At 71.9% G+C, this 21238-nt stretch carries 18 protein-coding genes; 10 read left to right on the top strand and 8 right to left on the bottom strand.

Annotation, left to right across the window (positions count from 1 at the left end; translation table 11 throughout):
• Nucleotides 1–53: 53 nt before the first annotated feature.
• Together ACZ4EF_RS01360 and ACZ4EF_RS01365 are read right to left on the bottom strand one after the other, a co-directional pair.
• Complete coding sequence (locus tag ACZ4EF_RS01360) at nucleotides 54–224, bottom strand: hypothetical protein (RefSeq protein ID WP_467502148.1); 171 nt, start codon at nucleotides 222–224, stop codon at nucleotides 54–56.
• A gap of 116 nt (nucleotides 225–340) precedes the next feature.
• Nucleotides 341–2272, bottom strand: coding sequence for a vWA domain-containing protein (locus tag ACZ4EF_RS01365; protein WP_467502150.1), 1932 nt, complete (start codon nucleotides 2270–2272; stop codon nucleotides 341–343).
• 351 nt (nucleotides 2273–2623) lie between these two features.
• Here ACZ4EF_RS01365 and ACZ4EF_RS01370 point away from each other — a divergent pair, with 351 nt between their 5' ends.
• Nucleotides 2624–3055 carry a hypothetical protein gene (locus ACZ4EF_RS01370; RefSeq protein ID WP_467502152.1) on the top strand — a complete coding sequence of 144 codons (432 nt, stop codon included), beginning with the start codon at nucleotides 2624–2626 and terminating at the stop codon, nucleotides 3053–3055.
• Nucleotides 3056–3229: 174 nt separating this feature from the next.
• On the top strand, nucleotides 3230–5311 hold the full coding sequence (locus ACZ4EF_RS01375; protein ID WP_467502154.1) for a glycoside hydrolase family 31 protein: 2082 nt from the start codon (nucleotides 3230–3232) through the stop codon (nucleotides 5309–5311).
• Nucleotides 5312–5507: 196 nt separating this feature from the next.
• Here ACZ4EF_RS01375 and ACZ4EF_RS01380 read toward each other — a convergent pair whose 3' ends face one another.
• From ACZ4EF_RS01380 to ACZ4EF_RS01395, 4 genes are all read right to left on the bottom strand, one after another.
• Complete coding sequence (locus ACZ4EF_RS01380) at nucleotides 5508–5936, bottom strand: SH3 domain-containing protein (RefSeq protein WP_355336303.1); 429 nt, start codon at nucleotides 5934–5936, stop codon at nucleotides 5508–5510.
• 216 nt (nucleotides 5937–6152) lie between these two features.
• A complete protein-coding gene (locus ACZ4EF_RS01385) occupies nucleotides 6153–6911 on the bottom strand; it encodes an SDR family NAD(P)-dependent oxidoreductase (RefSeq protein WP_467502156.1) in 759 nt (252 codons plus the stop codon).
• Between the two features lie 97 nt (nucleotides 6912–7008).
• Nucleotides 7009–7986 carry an alpha/beta hydrolase gene (locus tag ACZ4EF_RS01390; protein ID WP_467502158.1) on the bottom strand — a complete coding sequence of 326 codons (978 nt, stop codon included), beginning with the start codon at nucleotides 7984–7986 and terminating at the stop codon, nucleotides 7009–7011.
• A gap of 121 nt (nucleotides 7987–8107) precedes the next feature.
• On the bottom strand, nucleotides 8108–8425 hold the full coding sequence (locus ACZ4EF_RS01395) for a putative quinol monooxygenase (protein ID WP_355336309.1): 318 nt from the start codon (nucleotides 8423–8425) through the stop codon (nucleotides 8108–8110).
• Between the two features lie 143 nt (nucleotides 8426–8568).
• On the opposite strand from ACZ4EF_RS01395, the gene ACZ4EF_RS01400 reads away from it, so the two are divergent.
• Complete coding sequence (locus ACZ4EF_RS01400) at nucleotides 8569–9498, top strand: AraC family transcriptional regulator (RefSeq protein WP_401309761.1); 930 nt, start codon at nucleotides 8569–8571, stop codon at nucleotides 9496–9498.
• 71 nt (nucleotides 9499–9569) lie between these two features.
• Here the strand turns inward: ACZ4EF_RS01400 and ACZ4EF_RS01405 are convergent, their stop codons facing one another.
• Together ACZ4EF_RS01405 and ACZ4EF_RS01410 are read right to left on the bottom strand one after the other, a co-directional pair.
• A complete protein-coding gene (locus ACZ4EF_RS01405) occupies nucleotides 9570–11543 on the bottom strand; it encodes an exo-alpha-sialidase (protein ID WP_467502160.1) in 1974 nt (657 codons plus the stop codon).
• A gap of 120 nt (nucleotides 11544–11663) precedes the next feature.
• Nucleotides 11664–12419 (bottom strand): FadR/GntR family transcriptional regulator, encoded by a 756-nt coding sequence (locus ACZ4EF_RS01410; protein WP_355336437.1) that lies wholly within the window; start codon nucleotides 12417–12419, stop codon nucleotides 11664–11666.
• 391 nt (nucleotides 12420–12810) lie between these two features.
• Here ACZ4EF_RS01410 and ACZ4EF_RS01415 point away from each other — a divergent pair, with 391 nt between their 5' ends.
• The 7 genes from ACZ4EF_RS01415 to ACZ4EF_RS01445 all read left to right on the top strand — a co-directional run bounded on the left by ACZ4EF_RS01415 (nucleotide 12811) and on the right by ACZ4EF_RS01445 (nucleotide 21230).
• Nucleotides 12811–14427 (top strand): ABC transporter substrate-binding protein, encoded by a 1617-nt coding sequence (locus ACZ4EF_RS01415; protein ID WP_467502162.1) that lies wholly within the window; start codon nucleotides 12811–12813, stop codon nucleotides 14425–14427.
• Nucleotides 14428–14555: 128 nt separating this feature from the next.
• A complete protein-coding gene (locus tag ACZ4EF_RS01420) occupies nucleotides 14556–15506 on the top strand; it encodes an ABC transporter permease (RefSeq protein WP_355336316.1) in 951 nt (316 codons plus the stop codon).
• Nucleotide 15507: 1 nt separating this feature from the next.
• Complete coding sequence (locus tag ACZ4EF_RS01425) at nucleotides 15508–17652, top strand: dipeptide/oligopeptide/nickel ABC transporter permease/ATP-binding protein (RefSeq protein ID WP_467502164.1); 2145 nt, start codon at nucleotides 15508–15510, stop codon at nucleotides 17650–17652.
• Nucleotides 17649–18641, top strand: coding sequence for an oligopeptide/dipeptide ABC transporter ATP-binding protein (locus tag ACZ4EF_RS01430; protein ID WP_467502166.1), 993 nt, complete (start codon nucleotides 17649–17651; stop codon nucleotides 18639–18641). Before ACZ4EF_RS01425 ends, ACZ4EF_RS01430 begins: the two co-directional genes overlap by 4 nt.
• On the top strand, nucleotides 18638–19567 hold the full coding sequence (locus ACZ4EF_RS01435; protein WP_401716757.1) for a dihydrodipicolinate synthase family protein: 930 nt from the start codon (nucleotides 18638–18640) through the stop codon (nucleotides 19565–19567). Before ACZ4EF_RS01430 ends, ACZ4EF_RS01435 begins: the two co-directional genes overlap by 4 nt.
• On the top strand, nucleotides 19564–20490 hold the full coding sequence (locus ACZ4EF_RS01440) for an ROK family protein (protein WP_467502168.1): 927 nt from the start codon (nucleotides 19564–19566) through the stop codon (nucleotides 20488–20490). The genes ACZ4EF_RS01435 and ACZ4EF_RS01440 overlap by 4 nt, the downstream gene beginning before the upstream one ends.
• Nucleotides 20487–21230 carry an N-acetylmannosamine-6-phosphate 2-epimerase gene (locus tag ACZ4EF_RS01445; protein WP_391159528.1) on the top strand — a complete coding sequence of 248 codons (744 nt, stop codon included), beginning with the start codon at nucleotides 20487–20489 and terminating at the stop codon, nucleotides 21228–21230. The genes ACZ4EF_RS01440 and ACZ4EF_RS01445 overlap by 4 nt, the downstream gene beginning before the upstream one ends.
• Nucleotides 21231–21238 lie beyond the last annotated feature (8 nt).

Consider the following 21238-nt stretch of genomic DNA (forward strand, 5'->3'; position numbering starts at 1 on the left):
CACCGACGCCCCGAGCCGCATCTCTTCGCCGTCGAAACCCACGTCGGCGGCGGTCACAATGACGTCGGTGGCGTCGCCGCAGGTGAGCAGGGGCTGAGGTCGGCCCGGGTCGTGGCGTGGACGACCGCGACCCGCTCGCCCGGCAGCCAGCCGCGGGCCAGGGCGTCGCAGACCGCGTCGTCGGCAGCCGCGAACGCGGCCCGCACGTAGCGGGTGTGGCCCACGTCGGGACCTGCACCCTCGGGTACGCGCGCGAACCAGCATGGGTCGGGGAACCGTCCGCCGAGACTGGGATGCAGGCGGGCGCTGGAATGGTGGTGCGCAGGGGTCAACCGGCCGGTCAGCGGCCGGGGCGGTCCAGGGCGGCGCGGTGGCCGCGGGCGACGGTCACCGCGCCATGGCGGCCGTCTGCGCCGTGCGCGTCGGTGCTGCTCCCGTAGCCGCCGTGCTCGCCGCCGTCATCGGGTGGGCAGCAGGTCACGGTGTTCGTGACGGTGGCGTGCTGGTGGTGTGCCGTGAGGGTGGTCTCGTACGGCAAGGGCAGGTCCACGGGCGTGCCGTCGATCTCGCTGATTTCGGAGCGGGTGAGCGTGCAGGCGTCGTTGCCCAGGTGGACCTGTTCACCGATCGTCACCTGGTCGCCCACTGTGTAGCCGGGGCGGGCGACGCCCCAAGGCTGCGGTGTCGGTGACGCGGTGTCGGGGCCGGTGAGGGTGAGCTGGGCGTCGAGGCCGTCGGGTTGGGTGCCCTCGGGGTAGAGGTGCCCGTCGACGTCCCACTCCTTGTCGACGGTCAGGTCGGCTTCGCCGTCGTCCTCCGCGGGCCGGTTGTAGACGGTGCAGGTGATCGCGTCCTGGCGGGGAGCGTCGACGGTGAAGCCGGGGCCGGCCGCGGACGCGGTGTTCTCCACCGGTACGCGCCGGCCGGTGTCGAGGTCGGTGCACACCGCGTTCTGGCCGCCCTGGGTGACCAGCTGGTATCCGGGGTGCTGGATCTCGTCCACCGTGACGTCAGCAGAGGGGTTGGCGCTGTAGCCGGGGGTGAAGGTGACCGTGCCGGTGCCGTCGGCGGTGGTGGTCCGGGAGTCGGGCAGGCCGGTGACTCCCGGTGTGGTGGTGGAGGCAGCGAAGGTCCACCCCGGGCCGGCCGGAACCGAGCCGGTCACGTCTTCGCCGGTGGTGTCGGCCGGTGTGATCTGCTTGACCACGTTGATCGTGCCGGTGCACTTGTCCACTGCCAGGTCGTGCAGTTGGCGGCCGGCCTGGCCGAAGTCAGCGGTCTGGAAGTAGTCCGCGGCCACGGTGTTGGACCCGTCGAACGCGGTCGGTCCGGAGATCGCCCGCAGGTTCAGCCCGGACACCCCCGCGACGCCGCTGCCCACACCCAGCGCGATCACCCGGGTGTCCTTCGCCTTCACGGAGTTGGCGGAGAAGACGCCGTTCTCCACGTCAATGAAGTGGGTGTTCGACCCGTCGCCCCGGCGTTCGCCGAAACGGGTCGGGTTGCCGTCGGTCAGTACCACGGTCGCGTCGTAGTGCTCCGGTGCCTGCGCCACCGCCCACAGCGCCTGGTCCCAGTTCGTGCCCTTGCCCAGCGTCCAGTCGGCGTACAGGTCCTTGAAGGAGTCCGCTCCGGCCTGCGTGGACACCGAACGCAGCTGCGGATAGTTCACGCCCACGCTGGTGGACGGCGACGCCTCGTCGAAGGAGAACAGCGCCATCCGCGAGGGCGTGCCGGTCAGCGCGTCGGTGAAGGCGTCCGTCGCGGCCTTCAGCGCCGGCAGCTGGCTGCCGACCGACGCCGACAGGTCGAGCACGACCGCGACGTCCAGACCGCACGACGGCGGCAGCGGCGGATTGTCCCGCGAGGACTGCCATACCCCGCCCGACCGTGTGGGCAGCCCGTTGTTCGAGCTGTACATGAACTCGCGCGTCGACCGGTAGGTGTTCCCCGCTTGCAGCGGCGGGGTCTGGAACCGGTAGGGCGAGGCCACCGACCCCGAGCCGCTGCCCGGTCCGGTGCGCAGCACCGGGTTGGTGTACCACCCGGTCGGTGCCGCTGTCTGGCGCACCGTCATCACCGCGGCGTGGTTCGCCTGGCCCGCGGCGGTGTCCGGGACGACGAAGCTGCAGTCCCCCTCGGCGTCGGACGTGCACCGGGCCCACGCCTGTCCGATTGGATCGGTCGCGTCCGGACTCGCGTACAGCGCGAGGCCCACTCCTGCCAGCGGCGCCGCCTCGTCCTCAGAGACCCGGTCTCCCCCGGTCCGCACCGTCACCACGCTGCTGTCCGAACCAGGTGCCGGCACAAAACGCGCGGCCTGTGGGCTCACTGCCGCGGCAGTCACCGGAGCGGCGGCCAGTACCAGCGCGCTCAACGCGATCCAACACAACCTCTGCCTCATCGGCCTCTCCTCGACGACCAGCCACCGCCCACTGCGGCAAACCGGGATCAAAGGCACCCTAGGCACGCCGTCGGTGACCTCCGCCCGGACGCGCCCAGCACGCGGGGCACACCAGCCACACGGGTCACACCGGCGACGACGGCTACCGACTACGCCGGGGGATCCGACCAGCACCGAAGCCCGACTGTCCGCGATCCTGGAGGGCGCCGTGCGCCGGCCGTGATCCGCGCCTCCTGGACCGCCGCCGCACCGGCAGGTGACGGCGCGGCCGCGGCGGTCGTCGATGTGGACCTGGCGGCCGTGGACGTCGCTGCGACCGTCCACATCCACCGCGAGCACCTCCGCCACCGGCACCTGCTCGCCGCGGCCCGCCGCCACCTCGTCCGCGAGCTGCGCGGCCGCCGCGCCGAAGCAGGCATGGAGGACCGGCTCGTGACGGCGGCGATCCGCGGGCCACTGCATCGACGTCACCCCGCCCCCGGTGCCTGGCGGCCGTTTCGGCGGCCGGTAAACCGGCCCGAGGCGCCCGCCGCGATCCCGGCGCGGCTCCGGCGCGCTCTGGTGCGGAAAATGAGCCGCGTTGCTCGATATGGCCATGTTTCGAGCTATTGTGCTCACGAATGGGACTGGCTAGCCTGCGCTGCGCAGTGATCGGGCCGTCTCAGCGGGGCCCCGCCCGGCCCTGGGATCGGATACTGAAGGCCATGTCCGTTCGACAGCCGCACCATCCAATGCAGCGACTCGACGCTGCTCACCAGGAGGAGCACCATGGCTGAACAAGGGATGCCTCGAAGGCGTTTGCTCGCCGTCGGCGGAGCGGTCGGCGTGTCGGGTGCGCTTTTGACGAGTGGTCAGTCGGCTGCTCGTGGCGAGTCGCGCGCGACCGGGCAGCCGGGGAACGGTGCGACCGGAGCCCCGGCGCCCACGCGGTTCGAGGACACCGTCGACAGCGTCAGACTCATTGTGTCGGCCGCGGCGAAGGCCCCGGGCTACACCGTGGTCGTCACCAAGTCGCCCTTCCAGATCACCACACTGCGCGATCGCAAGGTGGTGTTGCAGACCGATGCGGGCTCGTCCGCGTCGTCGGGGTCCGGCCCCGCGGTCTTCCGCACGGCCCAGGGAGCGTGGGCGACCGCCACGTCCGTTACGAGCGCGCGGTGGAGCGACGGTGTGCTCGTACTGACGCTGGCGACCACCGTACCCGGCAGCACCGTGACCTACCGGATCACTCCGGCCGCTGACCGGTACCGGATGACCTGGTCGGTCCAGGGACAGGTGGCCGCGACCAAGGTGGCGAGCCATTATCTGGTCGAGTCGGCCGGTCACTGGTACGGGCAGGGCGAGGCGGTGACCGCGACCGGTGCGCCGTACATCGACCAGCCGTGGCCGTTGGACTCCGGCAAGGTCCGGGACAAGACGATGGCGCCCGCGGAGTATCTGGTCACCGAGCCGTTCTGGTTCACCCAGCGGGGCACCGGCTTGTGGGTCGACACCGAAGACGTCATGGACGTGTCCATCAACGACGCGCAGCAGGGTGTCTTCGGCTACACGCTCACCCAGAGTTCCACGATGGACGCCACCGTCTTCGTGGAACGCAACGCCAGAGACGTCTATGAGAACTACATCGGCATCACCGGCACGCCCGCCAAGAGCGACGCGTCGAGCGCGCAGTTCGCCAAGCCGTTGTGGAACTCGTGGGCGCAGTTCTACTCCGCCGTCTCACAGGACTCGCTGCTGGGCTGGGCGAGGAGTCTGCACGACGCGGGAGTGCCGGGGCACACGGTCCAGATGGACGACGGCTGGATGAGCCATTACGGCGACTTCACCTTCAACAGCAAATTCCCGGCGCCGAAGGCGATGTCCGACGAGATCCACGCGATGGGATACGACTTCGGGATCTGGGTCACGCTGTGGATCAACACCGACGCCGACAACTTCTCCTATGCCGCCGACCACGGCTACCTCCTGAAATCGCGGACCGACCCGGCCGAACCGGGCCTGGTCAAGTGGTGGAACGGCACCGCCGGCATCGTCGACATCGCCAATCCCGAGGCCCGCGCCTGGTATGTCGGGAACCTTCAGAGCCTGCGGCAGGACTACGGCGTCGACGGGTTCAAATTCGACACCCGCTTCTACGACGAGACCTGTGCGCCGTATCCCGGTCACACCGCGCTCGACTACCTCAAGCTCGGCGCGGAACTGTGCGACCAGTTCGACCTGCAAGGCGCCGGCGTACGGATCCACTGGACCGGCTCGCAGCGGTACGGCTTCGTCACCCGGCAGATCGACAAGGGAACAAGCTGGGTCTCGCTGCGCGCGGCGGTGGCGCAGAACCTCTCGATCAGTACCGTCGGCTACCCCTTCGTCGAGACGGACATGATCGGCGGTTCCCTCAGTAAGGCCCCGCCTGCCAAGCAGGTGCTCGTGCGGTGGGCGCAGGCGGCGTCGCTGATGCCGCTGATGTACTCCTCCACCTCGCCGCTCGGAGTGTCCAACGCCTACGGCAGCCAGAAGTACGATCAGGAGACGGTCGACCTCTACGTCGCCGCGGTCCAGGCTCACGAACGCCTCGCGCCGTACATCGAGTCGCAGGCCGAGCGGGCGGTGCGCACCGGGGAACCGATCATGAAGCCGCTGTTCTTCAACTACCCGCAGGATGAGGCGGCCTACACGATCGCCGACCAGTGGCTGCTCGGCGACTCGCTGATGGCCGCGCCCGTTCTCACCGATCAGACGCGGCGCGACATCCATGTCCCGCCGGGCCAGTGGTACGACGTCCTGCACCGGAGGACGATCCACGGACCCGCCGAGCTGACGGGCTACGCCGCCGACCTGAGCCGGACCCCGGTGTTCGTCCTGCTGGGCACGCACGACACCGACGCCCTGATGCATGCCGTCTCCCGATGACGCGTCTCCGCGGGGGGCGCTCATCGGCGCAGTGTGGATGAGGGCCGTGCCGATTCACCACTGGGTTTTCGCGTGCAGTTGGCCGTCGGCGTGTGTGAGCGGGTGGCCCGGTGCCGCGCCACGGCAATGAGGCCGGCCCGGAGTCGCGGGTGGGGACTTGGGCGACTCCGGGCCGGCTCGTGCGCGGGGGAGGGGGTCAGCCCTTGGCGCCCTTGGGGATTGCCTTCAGGGTGGAGAGGTCGCTGCGCAGGACGTCCTTGCAGTAGGAGACGTTGCCGGTGTTGTCGACGTACTTCGCCGAGACCCAGTTCGAGTTGTCGCGCAGCAGGTACCAGACGTCGTTGCCCGCGATGTTCTGGGCGCGGACCTTGCAGCGCAGGCCGACCTGCTGGTGGTAGCGCAGCGAGCCCTTGACGGACGAGTCCGTGCTCGGGAACTGGCGCTGGACCACGCCGTCACCGGCGACGACCGTGCCGTACGGGCGGGCCGGGGTGGCGGTCGGGGCGGCGGCCTGGGCGGCCGTCGCGCCGAGCAGCGTGGTGCCGAGTACGACGGCGGTGGTCAGCGCGCTGGCGCCGGTGATGATGCGGCCTCGGAGGGAAGGAAGAGCAGCGAATGTCGCCAAGGGACTTCTCCTGTTCCTGATGTGCAATGACACGCATGGGCACCGCTGAAAATACGCCGGACAATCTCCAACAACTAGGATAAATTGCCACGTTGAGCCGAACGTGCGCAGTCCTCACCCGTCTGCGGGTGCCGCCGCCACCCGGACGGCGGCCTGTGCGCGCAGCGGGTCCGCCGCCGGGGGGCCGGTCCAGAGGTGCTAGAGGCTCTAGAGGTGCTAGAGGTTGTAGCCGCCCGAGACCTCGATGGTCTGGGCGGTGACCCAATGGGACTCGGGGGAGGTGAGGGCGGCGATCATGGGGCCGATGTCGGCGGGTTCACCGAGGCGGCCGAGCGCGGTCTTCGCGGCGAGGGCCGGGATGACCTCGGGGAACTGGGTGAAGGCGTCGTTGGCGATGCGGGTGCGGGTGGAGCCGGGGGAGACGGCGTTGACCCGGATGCCGCGCGGGCTGAATTCCTTGGCCATGTAGCGGGTCAGGACGTCGAGGCCGCCCTTCATCGAGGCGTAGACGGAGTAGCCGGGTTCGAGGCCGGCGGACGCGGTCGAGTTGCTGCTCGTGTTGACGATGGCGCCGCCGTCGGCCATCAGGGGGAGCAGCTTCTGCGTCAGGAAGTACGGACCCTTGAGCAGGACGCGCATGAGCCGGTCGAAGGTCTCCTCGGTGGTGTCCTCGATGAGCGAGGTGAGGGAGAGACCGGCGTTGTTGACCAGGGAGTCGAAGGTGTCGCGCTGCCAGGTGTCGTGCAGTACGGCGGCCACGGTGTCGCGGAAGGCGGTGAAGGTGCCGGCCTCGCCGACGTCCAGGGGCAGGGCGACGGCTGTGCCGCCCGCCTTCTCGATGGCGGCGACGGTCTCCCGGCCGCCGGCCGGGTTGTTGGCGTAGGTCAGGATGACGCCGGTTCCGCGTTTGGCGATCTCGATCGCGGCGCTCTGTCCGATGCCGGAGCTGGCCCCGGTGACGATGGCGACGTTCATGGTGGTCCTCCAGATGGGGGTGGGCTTACGTGACCGGGTGGGCCTACGCGGCCGGATGGGGTTACGTGACCAGGCCGGATTACGTGACCGGGCGGGATCACCCGGCCGGGCGGGCCTGCGCGGACAGGGCGCGGGCGAGCCAGTCGGTGCGGGTCCTGCGGGCGGTGGCCGCGATACGGGCCTGCGGGTACAGCGCGTCGAAGCCGTGGAAGCCGCCCGCCCAGACGTGGAGCTCGGCCTGGCCGCCGGCCGCCCAGATCCGGGTGGCGTAGTCGGTGTCCTCGTCGCGGAAGACCTCGGCGGAACCGGTGTCGATGTAGGCGGTCGGCAGATTCGACAGGTCGTCGGCCAGGGCGGGCGATACGTACGCGGGTACGTCGTCGCCGACGAGGCCGCCGAGCAGGCAGCTCCAGCCGAACTCGTTCATCTCGCGGGTCCATACGCCGGGTTCGTTCGCGTACTGCCGGCTGGAGGCGGTGGTGTTGCGGTGGTCGAGCATGGGGCCGATCAGCACCTGGGCGGCGATGGCCGGGGCCTGCCGGTCGCGGGCCGCCAGCGCCACCCCGGCGGCGAGGCCGCCGCCCGCGCTGGCACCCGCGACGACGACACGGGCGGGGTCGATGCCCAGCTCGGCCGCGTGCTCGGCGACCCAGAGCAGCCCCTGGTAGCAGTCCTCGACGGGGATCGTGCCGCCGAACTCCGGCGCGAGCCGGTACTCGACGGTGACCACGACGGCGCCGCACGCGTCGAGCCACTCCAGCGGAATGTCTATCTGGGAGAAGCGGTCGCCCATGACCATCCCGCCGCCGTGCATCCAGTAGACGCAGGGCGCCGCGGTGGTACGGCCGCCGGTGGTCGCAGGGCTGAAGACCGACAGCGCGATCGGTTCGCCGTCCCGGCTCGGGACGGTCACCTCGCGGCGGTCGATCGCGCGTCCTTCCAGGAGCGGTTCGACGGGCGCCGAGGAGAAGGGGCGGACCTGCGCGAGCACCTCCGGGCTGAGCCCGGACATCAGCGGCAAGTCGGCGAGCAGGTCGTGCAGTTCGGGGTCGAGGCCGGGGCGGGGCGTGGTCATGGGCGGTGCCTTTCTCAAGAGGTGGAGAGGGTGGTGGCGGCGGACTGGCGCATCAGAAAGCGGGAGCCGGCGGATGAGCCGGTAAGCGGGAGCCGGCGGATGGGAGGTCGGAGCAGGCGGATCAGAAAGCGGCCTTGCCCCGCACCGGCACGTAATCCGTGTAGTCGGACTCCTTGGCCAGCAGCGGGCCGATCCGCGCCACGATGGCCTGCGCGGCCTCGCCGGCGAAGACGCGGTGGTGGTCCTCCTCGCTGGTCCAGCCCTCGGTGACGTGGACGACGTCCGGGTCGGAGGCGGAGCGGGAGACGAGGTAGACGACGCAGTGCTCGCTCGCGCCGGGGCTGCCCTCGTCCAGACCGGTCAGCAGCAGCTCGACGAGCTGGTCGCTCATTCCGGCCTTGGCGGTCAGCGTGGCGTTGAAGCCGTAGTTCGCGTTCATGGAATCCTTCTTCTCTCCGTTGGAGTGCGGTGATTCCATTGAACCGCTCTGACCTGCGAAAACGTTAGAACGTTCCTCGCTCGTACTTGCACGATCCTCGCGGCCACGGGAGCCAGGGCGCGGTGGGGTGGTGCAATGGACGTATGACCCGTGAAGAACACCTGGACGAGCTGCGCGGCCTGCTGGCACGGCACGCGCCGCGCTCCGGCTGGACCACCGCCATCGACGGCGTCCTCGTCTCGAAGGTCGACCGCCCCGACCCGCCCGCCCCCTCGATGTCCGGCACGGTCCTGGCGGTCATCGCCCAGGGCGCCAAACGCCTGGCCCTGGGGGAGCGGGTCTTCGAGTACGGGGCCGGGCAGTACCTGATCGCGTCCGTGGATCTGCCGGTCACGGGACAGTTCCTCCAAGCCGACGCCGAGGAACCGGCGTTGGGGTTCGGCCTGGTCCTCGAACCGTCCGCCGTCGCCGAACTGCTGCTCCAGGCCGGGCCCGGCAACTCCCCCCGCACCGGGGGCGGTACGCCGTCGGGCATCGTCGTCAGCGACGCGCCGCCCGCGCTGCTCGACGCGGTCGTCCGGCTGCTGCGCCTGCTCGACGAGCCGCACGACCGGGCCGTCCTCGCGCCCCTCGTCAAGCGCGAGATCCTGTGGCGGCTGATCACGGGGGAACAGGGCGCGGCGGTACGGCAGTTCGGTCTGGCCGACAGCAGCCTCAGCCATGTCTCGCGCGCCGTGCGCTGGATTCGCGAGCACTACGCGCAGCCCTTCCGCGTCGAGGACGTGGCGCGGCAGTCCGGTATGAGCGTGTCCGCCTTCTACCGCAACTTCCAGGCGGTGACCGCGATGAGCCCGATCCAGTTCCAGAAGCAGATCCGGCTCCAGGAGGCCCGGCTGCTGCTCACCACCCACCCGGGCGACGTCACGGGGGTCGGGCAGCGCGTCGGCTACGACAACCCCTCGCAGTTCAGCCGCGAGTACCGGCGCCAGTTCGGCGCGCCCCCCAGCCGGGACGCCGCCCGCCTGCGCCGGACCGTCCGTACCGTCCGCACCCCGGCGGGCGTCCTCCCCTGAGCGGGGAAGCCTCCGGGCCGGGGCGCGGCGGGGTGACCCCCGGGTGAGGGCGCTCCCCCCAACGGCACGAGTCAGGGCGCCTGTTGGACCCAGGGCAGCGTGAAGGCAGCGAAGACGATGCCGCCCGTGTCGCCGATTTCGTAGAGGTCGGCGATCGAGCCGCCCTGGAGGACGGCCAGGGTGGAGTAACCGGCGGCCTTGGACTTGATGAGCGCCTGGCGGGGCCAGGTGGCGCCGTCGTCCTGGCTGACGCGGACGGTCAGTTCGGAACGGGCGGTGGACGCGTTGTTGCTGAGGAGCGCGACCGAGGTGGTCGTGGGGGCTCCGTTCGCGCCGAGTTGGGAGGGCTGGAGGTAGGAGATCTCGTCGGCGTTGCAACCGGGGTCGACCAGGCCGGAGTTCCAGGCCGGGCCGAACGCGCTGGCGACGTCGGTCGCTCCGGCCGGGGAGGCGTCGCCCGCGGTGGCGTACCAGCGGTTGCCGCCCGCGTTGGAGCGGAGGTTCTGGACGACCTTGCCGTTGCCGCGCTGGACGACCTTGCTCTCGTTGACGCCGGTCGCCGCCGCCGGTCCCGCGTGCCAGGTGGCGCCGTGGTCGTCGGAGTAGATGTCGCCCGCGTGGTCCACGCCGTTCTCGCGGTACACGATGGGCTGCACCAGCCGCCCGCTGGCCAGTTGGGTGCCGTGGCCCGAGGAGGCGAAGAGCCCGGCCCAACCGGTGCTCTTGACCTGGGGGTTGAGGTCGACGGGGGCGCTCCAGGTGGCGCCGTTGTCGGTCGAGGCGATGTAGCGGATGTGCATCGCGGTCGTGTCGGTCGCGGAGTTGGAGCCGGCCGCGGAACCGTAGTAGCCGATGCCGGGCGCCGGCGAGTAGTTGATGAAGGCGAACACCTTGCCGTTCGCGCCGACGGACCGGTCGACGAGCAGGCTGCTGTCCCCGTATCCCTCGTGCGTGGTGGGCGCGTGGGCGACGACGGCGGGCGCGGTCCAGGTGGCGCCGCCGTCGGAGCTGCGGCGCAGGGCGACTTGGATGTTGTTGCTCGCGCCGCCGAGGTCGGCGCTGCTGTCGACCCGCGCGTCGGCCATGGCGATGACGGTGCCGCTCCTGGTGACGGCCATGGCCGGGATGCGTACGGAGGCGGCGGTGCCGGTGTACGTCTCGTACGTGCTGCCGTCCGCCGAGAGCCGGTTGAGGCCGCTGATGGGCGTGGCCGGGCTGAACAGCGTCTGGGCGTTCAACCCCGGTGTGCCGGAGGCCAGTCCGCAGGTGGCGGTGCCGGATTCGGTACGGCTGTAGCCGGTCGGCGTGGTCGTGGTGAACGTGTACGGCGTGCCGTTGGCGACCGTCCAGTACAGCGAGTCGTCCGAGGCTCCGGCGGCGACGGTCCTGGTCCAGGGGGAGCCGCCGCGGCCGGGCCAGGCGACGGTGAAGGTCTGCTGGACGGGGGAGCGGTTGACCAGCGTCACGCGCAGGGCGTGAGTGGAGGCCGGTGAACCGTCGGCGGCGCGCGGGCAGTCCATGCCGACCTGGGAGCCCAGGGCTCCGTCGCAGTTCAGCGTGCCGGACAGGGTCGTGTCCAGGCCCTGGGGCGTGGTGACGCGGAAGGAGTACGCCGTGCCGCTCGCCTTGGTGAAGAACAGGTCCGAGCGGTCGCCCGCCGCGACGGCCGGCGTCCAGGTGCCGTTCCCCGGCCACGTCACGGTGAAGGTGGTGCTCGCGGCGGTCGGATTGCCGAGGGCGACCCGTATCCGGCTGCTGACGCAGTCCTGGCTGACGACGGCGGTCTGGGCACCCGGGGTGGCCGGGTACCCGGGCGTCGCCGTGGCCAGCGGTGCGGCCGCCGCCGCGACGACGACCGTCAGAGGGAGCAGCGTCCGGCGGACCGCCCGCGCCGCTCCCCTCCGGCCCGATCCCCTTCGCGCTGATCGGGCGTACGGAGACACGGGCGGCACGACCGGTACGGACGGCACGGATGCCACGGACGGCACGGGTGCCACGGACGGTACGGGCACTTCGGGGGAGGCGGGCGGCAACGGCGGCGGCACAGGGGACTCCTCAGCTCGCGGCGGACACCGCGCTCGACAGGACGTACCTCAGGTCTGACACCTGACGAACGACATCAGATGTCTGCTGTCGAGGGACCCTAGGGCCGCGGTCCGACCCCGTCAAGATCCGGAGCGCCGCCTCGGCGCGATGACCGCACGCTCCCGTGCCTCCGGCGTCCCCGCCTTCCCCTCCGCCGCCGCCCGCGCCTCGGCGATCCGCCGCCGGACCGGGGCGTAGTGGTCGGAGACGGCCGCGGCGAAGGCCGCCGCGTCCCGGTCGCGCGCGGCCTCCACGATTCGGTGGTGGTGGTGGACGGTCTCCACCTCCTCCGCCCTGCTGATCCCGGTGAGCTGCGGGGCCACGACGATGTAGACGTCCCAGAACGCCGCCGAGAGCTGGCCGATCAGTTCGTTGCCGAGCGGCGCGACCAGAAGGGCGTGGAAGGCCCGGTCGGCCTCGACGAAACCGGTCCCGTCGCCGCTGCCGGACGCGTTCATGTCGTCCACCAGCGCGGCGAGGGCGTCCAGGTCGGCGGAGTCGAGCGCGGCCACGATGCGGTCGGCCATGCCGCGCTCGAACAGCTCGCGCATGTCGGCAAGCTCCAGCATGAGCTGCATGTCGTCGTCGCGGTCGAGCATGCCACGGAACGTGAGGCTTTCCACGAGCGCGGACAGTCCGAGGCGGCCGACGTAGGTGCCGTGCCCCCGGCGCACCTCCACGATGTCGAGGACGTCGAGGGTCTTCACGGCCTCGCGGACGCTGGAGCGGCTGGCGTCCAGGGCCTCGCACAGCTCGTTCTCGGTGGGCAGGACGTCCCCCGGACGGAGCCCATTGTCCAGGATGTAACGTTTGATGCCCTCGCTGACCTCGTGCATCAGCAGGCGACGACCCCGTCCGTTGCCCGCATCGCGAGTTCCGTCCACCTCTTGACCCCTCTCGTTCCAACGACTACGGTCCAACCCTATCAGCCATCAGACATCTTATGTCTGATGTTGCACAGAGTGGTCGTCCCACCGGCGTACTCTGGCCGCCCGCGCCCCACTCCCGCCCGCGGAACCGCCCTCCCGGCGTCCGCGGCGGCCCGGCCGGGCACACACCACCGGCCGGGCATACGACGGCCGTACCGCTGGCCGGGCACGCGACGGCCGCACCGCTGGCCGGGCACGCGACGGCCGGTCCGCAGTCCGCCGGGCCCCGCGACCGGCTTCCGCTTCGCCCGTCTCCACCGTCCACCTCATTCCTGCTCACCCCTGCCCGGAGGTTCCCGTGTCTTCTCGACGGACACCCGCCAGAGTCGATCGCCGCGCATTCCTGCGGTACACCGGCGCGGTCGGCGCTGCCGCCGCCTTCACCGGCACCCTCGCCGCGTGCGGCGGACCCTCCTCGACCAACGCCCCCGACTCCGCGGCCAGCAAGGGGACCGGCGGCGGGACCGGCGGCGCTACCATCACGGCGGGGATCTCGTACGCCCTGTCCACCGGCTTCGACCCGATGACCTCCTCCGGCGCCACCCCGGTCGCGGCCAACTGGCACATCTTCGAGGGTCTGGTGGACCTCAACCCGGTCTCGCTCACCGCCCGCCCCGCCCTCGCCACGGCGCTGCCCGTCCAGGTCGGCCCGACGACGTACCGCGCCACCCTGCGCGACGGGGCCACCTTCCACGACGGCTCCCCGGTCACCGCCGATGACGTGGTCTTCAGCTTCGAGCGCATCCTCGACCCGAAGAACGCCTCGCTGATGGCGCAGTTCCTGCCCTTCCTGCGCTCCGCGCGGGCGATGGACGCCCACACGGTCGAGTTCGCGCTGAAGTACCCCTTCGCGCTCTTCCCCTCCCGCATATCCGTCGTCAAGATCGTGCCGAAGAAGATCGTCCAGGCCGACGAGAAGGGCTTTGACGCGAAGCCGGTCGGCTCCGGACCGTACGCGCTGGTGTCGGCCACCCGCGAGGACAAGATCGTCTTCAAGAAGTACGCGCGGTACAACGGGCGCTACCCGGCCAAGGCCGAGGCGATGACCTGGAATCTGCTCTCGGACGCCTCCGCGCGGGTCAGCGCCGTGCAGTCCGGCCGGGTCGCGGCCATCGAGGACGTGCCGTACATCGACATGGCCGGCCTCAAGCGCAAGGTCACCGTCGAGTCGGCCGCGTCCTTCGGCAACCTCTTCCTGATGTTCAACTGCGCGAAGAAGCCGTTCGACGACCAGCGGGTGCGCCAGGCCCTGCACTACGCGCTGGACACCGACAAGATCATCGCCACCGCCATGTCGGGCCAGGCCACCCCGGCCAGCGGCTACCTCCAGCCCAGCCACCCCGACTACGTCAAGGCCGCCACGGTCTACGGCCACGACCCCGCCAAGGCCAAGGCGCTGCTCCAGGCCGCGGGCGTCAGCGACCTGAAGGTGACCGTCCTGACCACCGACACCTCCTGGGTGCAGGACATCGCCCCGCTGGTCAAGGAGAGCTGGGACGCCGTCGGCGTCAGGACCACGCTCAGCATCGGCCAGTCCTCCGCCCAGTACGCGAAGATCGACACCGGCGACTTCGACCTCCTCGTCGCCCCGGGCGACCCCTCGGTGTTCGGCAACGACGTCGACCTGCTGATGCGCTGGTTCTACGTCGGGACCTGGCCCGAGACCCGCTACCGCTGGTCGGGCACCGCCCAGGGCAAGCAGGTCGTCTCGCTGCTCGACCAGGCCGCCCGCACCACCGACGACGCGACCCGTACGAAGCTGTGGTCCCAGGTCACCGACATCGTCGCCGAGCAGGCGCCGCTCTACCCGATCCTGCACCGCAAGCTCCCGACCGCGTGGGACGGGCACGCGCTGGCCGGCTTCAGCCCCGTGCCCACCACCGGTCTGTCGTTCCTCGGCGTGTCCCCGGCGTGAGCCGCCAGGACCGGGGCCCGCGCGCCCGGTGCGTGAGCGGCTCGTACCTCCCGCGTACGAGCCGCCCGCGCTCCCCGCGCGGGTCCCGGACCCGCCAGTCGTCCAGGACCTACTGCTAGGAACGCCCGATGTTCGCTTTCCTTCGGCTCGCGCTGCGCCGCGTGGCGATCATGCCGGTGATGATCCTCGGCATCACCTTGCTGGTCTTCGTCGTGCTCCAGTTCTCTCCCGTGGACCCCGCCTACAACGCCCTGGGGGAGAACTCGACGGCCGCCGCCCGCGCGGCGTTCGCGCACGCCAACGGGCTCGACGACCCGCTGCCCGTCCGCTACGCGCACTTCCTGAACCAGTTGCTGCACGGCGACCTCGGCGTGACCGTGCCGCCGAGCCAGCCGGTGGTCGACCGGATCACCGTCGCCTTCCCGCTCACCTTGCAACTGACGCTGCTGGGGCTGCTGATCGCGATCGTGCTCGCCGTCGCGCTCGGCGTGGTCGGCGCGGTGTACCGGGACCGCTGGCCCGACCACGTCTTCCGCGTGGTGTCGATGGCCGGTGTCGCGGTGCCCTCCTTCTGGCTGGGCGTGCTGCTGATCCAGCGGTTCGCCCTGGACAGTTCGCTCTTCCCGACCGGCGGATACGTCAACCCCGGTGACTCCTTCACCGGTTGGCTGCGCTGCATGACGCTCCCGGCGGTCTCGCTCGCGGTCCCGGTCGCGGCCTCGCTCGCCCGGCTCATCCGCACCTCGATGGTCACCGAACTCGACCGCGACTACGTCCGCACGGCCACCGGCAACGGCCTGCCACGGCTGCTGGTCATCCGGTCCGTGCTGCGCAACGCGCTGGTCACCCCGCTCACCGTGCTGGGCGTCAAGGTCGGTTACCTGCTCAGCGGCGCCGTCGTCATCGAGACGATCTTCGACCTTCCCGGCATGGGCAAGCTCATCCTGGAGGGCGTCACCGGCGGCGATGTGGCCCTGGTGCAGGGGACCGTCCTGATGATCGCGCTCGCCTTCCTGGTCGTCAACGTCGTCGTCGACCTGCTCTATCTGCTGGTCAACCCGCGCATCAGGACGGTGTGAGATGTTCCTGTTCACTGGCCCCCAACGCGTCGTCGCCAAGCTGTCGCGTCCCGGCATCCGTTTCCGCGCGCTGCCGCTCGCCGCACGGATCTCGCTCGTCGTCCTGGCCGTCGTGGTCCTGGCCGCGGTGTGCGCGCCGCTGGTCGCGGACAATCCGCTGACCACCGGCATACCCGTCCAACCCCCCGGCTCCCGGCACTGGTTCGGCACCGACCGGATCGGCCGGGACATCTTCGCCCGGGTCGTCTACGGCGCCCGCTACTCGCTGGTGATCGGCCTCGGCTCCACGGCCGTCGCCGTCGTCGTCGGCGCGGTCCTCGGTTCGCTCGCGGCCACCTCGCCCAAGTGGGGCGACGAGTCGGTGATGCGGGTGCTGGACGTCGTCATGTCCTTCCCGCCGATCGCGCTCGCCGCCGTCCTGGTCACCGTCTTCGGCTCCAGCGTGCCCGTCCTGATCTTCACCATCGCCGCGGTGTACGTCCCCTCGCTCGCCCGCGTCGTACGGGCCAACGTCCTCGCGCAGTACGGCGAGGACTACGTCGCCGCGGAGAAGGTCATCGGCGCCCGTCGCGCCTACATCGTGCTGCGGCACGTGGCCGTCAACTGCGCCGCGCCCGTCATGGTCTTCGCCACCGTGCTGGTCGCCGAGGCGATCATCTTCGAGGCGAGCCTGTCCTTCATCGGCGCCGGGGTGAAGGACCCCGAGCCGAGCTGGGGCAACGTGCTCTCGTACGGGCGGCAGATCCTGCTGTCCGGCGGATGGTGGGCCACCCTCTTCCCCGGCCTGGTGCTGCTCGTCACCGTACTGGCCCTGAACATCCTGTCCGAGGGACTGACCGACGCCTCGGCGGCGCCGGGAGCGGCGGCCGGAGCGGCGCCGGAGGCCGTACCCGCGGCGGCGGCCGTATCGGGGGCGGCCGTACCCGCGGCCGCGGCCGGAGTCGTCCCCGCGGCCACCGCCTCCGGTACGGACCGCCCGGCCGGTGACACCGCGCCCCAGGACACGCCGCTTCCCCGCCGGACGCGGGCGGACGACGACGAACGGGCCGCCGCCGTACAGCGCAGCCTCGTCCTGCTCGCCGAACGCATGACGCGGAATCCGCCGCCGCTCGCGGCGGTGCCCGCCACCGCCGCGGAACTGCTCTCCATCCGGGACCTGTCGATCCGCTTCCCCGACCGCTACGGCGACGTGCCGGTGGTCGACGGCATCTCGCTCACCGTCAGGGAGGGCGAGACCCTCGGTCTGGTCGGGGAGTCCGGCTGCGGCAAGAGCATCACGAGCCTGGCCGTCATGGGCCTGCTGGCCCGCAACGCGCGGGTGAGCGGTGCCATCGACTACCGCGGCGAGGACCTGCTCGGCATGTCGCCCCGCCGCCGCAGGGTGCTGGCGGGGCCCGAGATCGCCATGGTCTACCAGGACGCGATGTCGTCGCTGAACCCGTCGGTCCTCATCGGCCGCCAGCTCAAGCAGCTCACCTCGCGCGGCGGCACGCAGAGCCCGGCGGAACTGCTCGAACTCGTCGGCCTCTCCCCGGACCGCACGCTGCGCAGCTACCCGCACGAGCTGTCCGGCGGCCAGCGGCAGCGCGTACTGATCGCCATGGCGCTGTCCCGCAGCCCCCGGCTGCTCATCGCCGACGAACCCACCACCGCGCTCGACGTCACCGTCCAGGCGCAGGTCGTCGAACTCCTCACCCGGCTGCGCGACGAACTGGGATTCGCGATGATCCTGGTCTCGCACGACCTCGCGCTGGTCAGCGGGCTCGCCCACCGGGTGGCGGTGATGTACGCGGGGCAGGTCGCCGAGACCGGCGACACCCGGGCGCTGCTGTCCGACCCCGCCCACCACTACACCCGCGGCCTGCTCGGCTCGGTCACCTCGCTGGAGGCGGGCGCCGACCGGCTGCACCAGATCAGCGGCGTGGTGCCCGCGCCGCGCCAGTTCGGCGCCGGATGCCGCTTCGCCTCCCGGTGCGGCGCGGCCACCGAGGTGTGCGGGACCCGCGCCCCCGAGCTGACGGGGCGGCCGGCCCCGGCGACGGACCCGCGCGCCGCAACCGCCGTGTCCCCCCTGCCCGTCGCGGCGCACGGCGTCGCCTGCCACCACGCGGCCGAACCCGTACTGCTGCAAAGGAGCGGACGATGATCCGCGTCGAAGAGGTCCACGTCAGGCACCGGGCGCGCGGCGGCCTGTTCCGGCACGACGCCGTGCACGCGCTGACCGGGGCGTCGCTGACGGTGGAGCGCGGTGAGATCGTCGGCCTGGTCGGTGAGTCCGGCTGCGGCAAGTCGACACTGGCGCGGGTGCTGACCGGTCTGCAACGGCCGACCGAGGGCCGGGTCATGTTCCGCGGCGAGGATCTGTGGGAGCTGCCGGCGGCCAGGCGCCGCCAGGAGTTCGGCGCGTCGGTCGGCGTGGTCTTCCAGGACCCGTCCACCGCCCTCAACCCGCGGATGCCGGTCGGCCGCATCCTGCGCGACCCGCTGGACGTGCACCGGCGCGGCACCCCGCGCGCCCGCGAACAGCGGGTGACGGAACTGCTGGAGCTGGTGGGCCTGCCCGGGCAAACCCGGCAGGCGCTGCCGGGACAGCTCTCCGGCGGGCAGCGCCAACGGGTCGCCATCGCCAGGGCGCTCGCGCTGGAACCCGAGCTGATCGTCGCCGACGAACCGACCAGCGCCCTCGACGTCTCGGTCCGCGCGCAGGTGCTCAACCTGCTGATGGACCTGCGGTCCCGGCTCGGCCTCGGCATGGTCTTCATCTCGCACGACATCCAGACGGTGCGCCACCTGTCGGACCGGCTCGCGGTCCTCTACCTCGGGCGGATCGTGGAGGAGGGCCCGGCCGCCCAGGTGTCGGCCGCGCCCGCCCACCCGTACACCCAGGCGCTGTTCTCCGCCACACCGAGCCTGCTGGGGACCACCGAGCGGATCGTGCTCAACGGCCCCGTGCCGTCGGCCACCCACCCGCCCTCCGGCTGTCCGTTCCGCACCCGGTGCTGGAAGGCGGACGACACCTGCGCGACCGCCTTCCCCGCCGCCACGCGGGACGGCGACCACCAATGGCACTGCGTACACCCCAGGACCACCGCGGCGGCGACCGCCGCGCACCACGGCACAAGGAGCACTTCGTGATTGCCCGTACACCCCGGTTCTCCGGCGTCGTCCCGCCCGTCGTCACCCCGCTGACCGACGACGGCGCGGTGGACGTCGCGTCGTTGGAGCGCGTGGTCGGCCACCTCATCGGCGGCGGTGTCGACGGCCTGTTCGCGCTGGGGAGTTCTGGCGAGGTCGCCTATCTCACCGACGAGCAGCAGGAGACGGTGCTCGACGTGGTGGTGAAGACCGCGGGCGGCCAGGTGCCGGTGCTGGCGGGCGCCATCGAGACCACCACCAACAAGGTGCTGGAGCGCGCCCGTACCGCCGTCGCGCGCGGCGCCAGCGCGGTCGTCACGACCGCCCCCTTCTACACCCGCACCCATCCCACCGAGATCGACCGGCACTTCCGGACGGTCGCGGCCTCGATCGACGTGCCGGTACTCGCCTACGACATCCCGGTCTGCGTCCACAGCAAGCTCTCCCGGCAACTGGTCGGCGCACTGGCCGCCGACGGGGTGCTGGCCGGGGTCAAGGACTCCAGCGGCGACGATGTGACATTCCGTCAACTCATCCTCGACACCAGGGACGTGCCGGACTTCGCGCTGCTCACCGGGCACGAGGTCGTCGTGGACGCGATGCTGCTCGGCGGCGCGCACGGCTCGGTCCCCGGCCTCGGCAACGTCGACCCGCACGGCTACCGGCGGCTGCACGACGCCGCGGCGCGCGGCGACTGGACGGCGGCCCGCGCCGAACAGGACCGGCTGGCCCGGCTCTTCGACATCGTCGCCGTCGCCGACCCGGCCACCGCGTCCGGTACGGCGTCCGGCCTCGGCGCGTTCAAGACCGCGCTGACGCTGCTCGGCGTCATCGCCCGCAACACCGTCAGCCCGCCGATGCGCCCGCTCACCGACGCCGAGACCGGCCGTATCGGCGCGATCCTGGAGCAGGCGGGCCTGCGATGACGCTGCTCGCCGGAGTCGACATCGGCGGGACCAAGACGGCGGCCGCCCTGGTCACCCCCGAGGGCGTGCTGCTCGACCGCGCCACCCTGCCCACCCCGGCGCGGCAGGGCCCGGCCGCCGTGCTGGACACCGCGGCCCGCGCGGTGACCCTGCTCGGCAGGCCCGTGGACGCCGTCGGCGTCGGCAGCGCGGGCGTCATCGACCCCGGTACCGGCCGGGTGCGGTCGGCCACGTCCGCGCTCCCCGGCTGGGGCGGCACCGACCTGCGCGGGCTGCTCGCCGCCCGGCTCGGCCTGCCGGTCGGCGTCGACAACGACGTCAACGCCCATGCGCTCGGCGAGTATTGGCGCGGCGCCGCCGCCGGGCACGCCTGCGTGCTGCTCCTCACGGTCGGCACCGGCGTCGGCGGCTGCGTCCTGATCGACGGACGCGTCCACCACGGCGCCGGTGGCGCGGCGGGCGAGGCCGGTCACCTGCCGGTACCCACCGCGGCCGGGCTGCCCTGCCCCTGCGGGGGCGTCGGACACGTGGAGGCCGCGGCGTCCGGACCGGCGATGACGGCGGCCTACCGCGAACTGGCGGGCGCGCGGCCCGGACACGGGACGGGCGCCGCGCCCGCGACCCTTCGCCTTGTCAACTCCCGCGCGCAGGACGGCGATCCGACGGCGCTGACCGTCCTGCGCGCAGGCGCCACCGCGCTCGGCGAAGCCGTCGGCGGCCTCGTCAACGTCCTGGCCCCCGACCTCGTCCTCCTCGGCGGCGGGGTGAGCCGCTGCGGACCCGTCTGGTGGGACACCCTGCGGACGACCGTCGCCTCCCACCTGGTCCCGGCCGTCGCCGGTACCCCGCTGCGGGCGGGCTCGCTCGGCGACGACGCCGCGCTGTACGGGGCCGCGCTCCTGGGACGGGAGGCGCTGGCGTGAACGGCCGTGAAGGTCAACCGACTTCGGGCGGTCGGCCCACGTCGGCCGCCGACCCCGGCGGCGTCCTGGAACGGCTGCGCGGCCGGCTCGTCGTCTCGTGCCAGGCGTATCCGGGGGAGCCGCTGCGCGACCCGCTGATCATGCGTCAGATGGCGCTCGCCGTCCGGGAAGGCGGCGCGGCCGGTATCCGGGCGCAGGGCCTCGACGACCTGCGCGCGATCCGCGCGGTCACCGACGTCCCCCTCATCGGCCTCTGGAAGGACGGCACTTCGGGCGTCTACATCACCCCGACCGAGCGGCACGCCCTCGCCGTCGCCGCGACCGGCGCGGATATCGTCGCGGTCGACGCCACCTTCCGCCCGCGCCCCGGCGGCGAGACCCTGGAACGTACCGTCACGGCCGTGCACCGCGCGGGCCGCCTGCTCATGGCCGACGTCTCCAGCTACGAGGAGGGCGTCGCGGCGGCGGACCTCGGCGCGGACCTCGTCGGCACCACGCTGTCCGGCTATACGGGCAGCGGCCCGCACCCGGACGGTCCCGACCTCGCCCTGGTCGCCCGCCTCAGCGCGGACCTGTCGGTCCCCGTCGTCGCCGAGGGCCGTGTCCACACCCCCGCCCAGGCCCGGTCGGCCCTCGCCGCGGGAGCCTTCACGGTCGTGGTCGGCACCGCGATCACCCACCCGACGACGCTGACCCGGTGGTTCGCCGAAGGGCTCGGAGCACAGAGGCAGTTGGGGTGAAGGCCCTC

This window comes from Streptomyces sp. NPDC025721, from assembly GCF_055558595.1.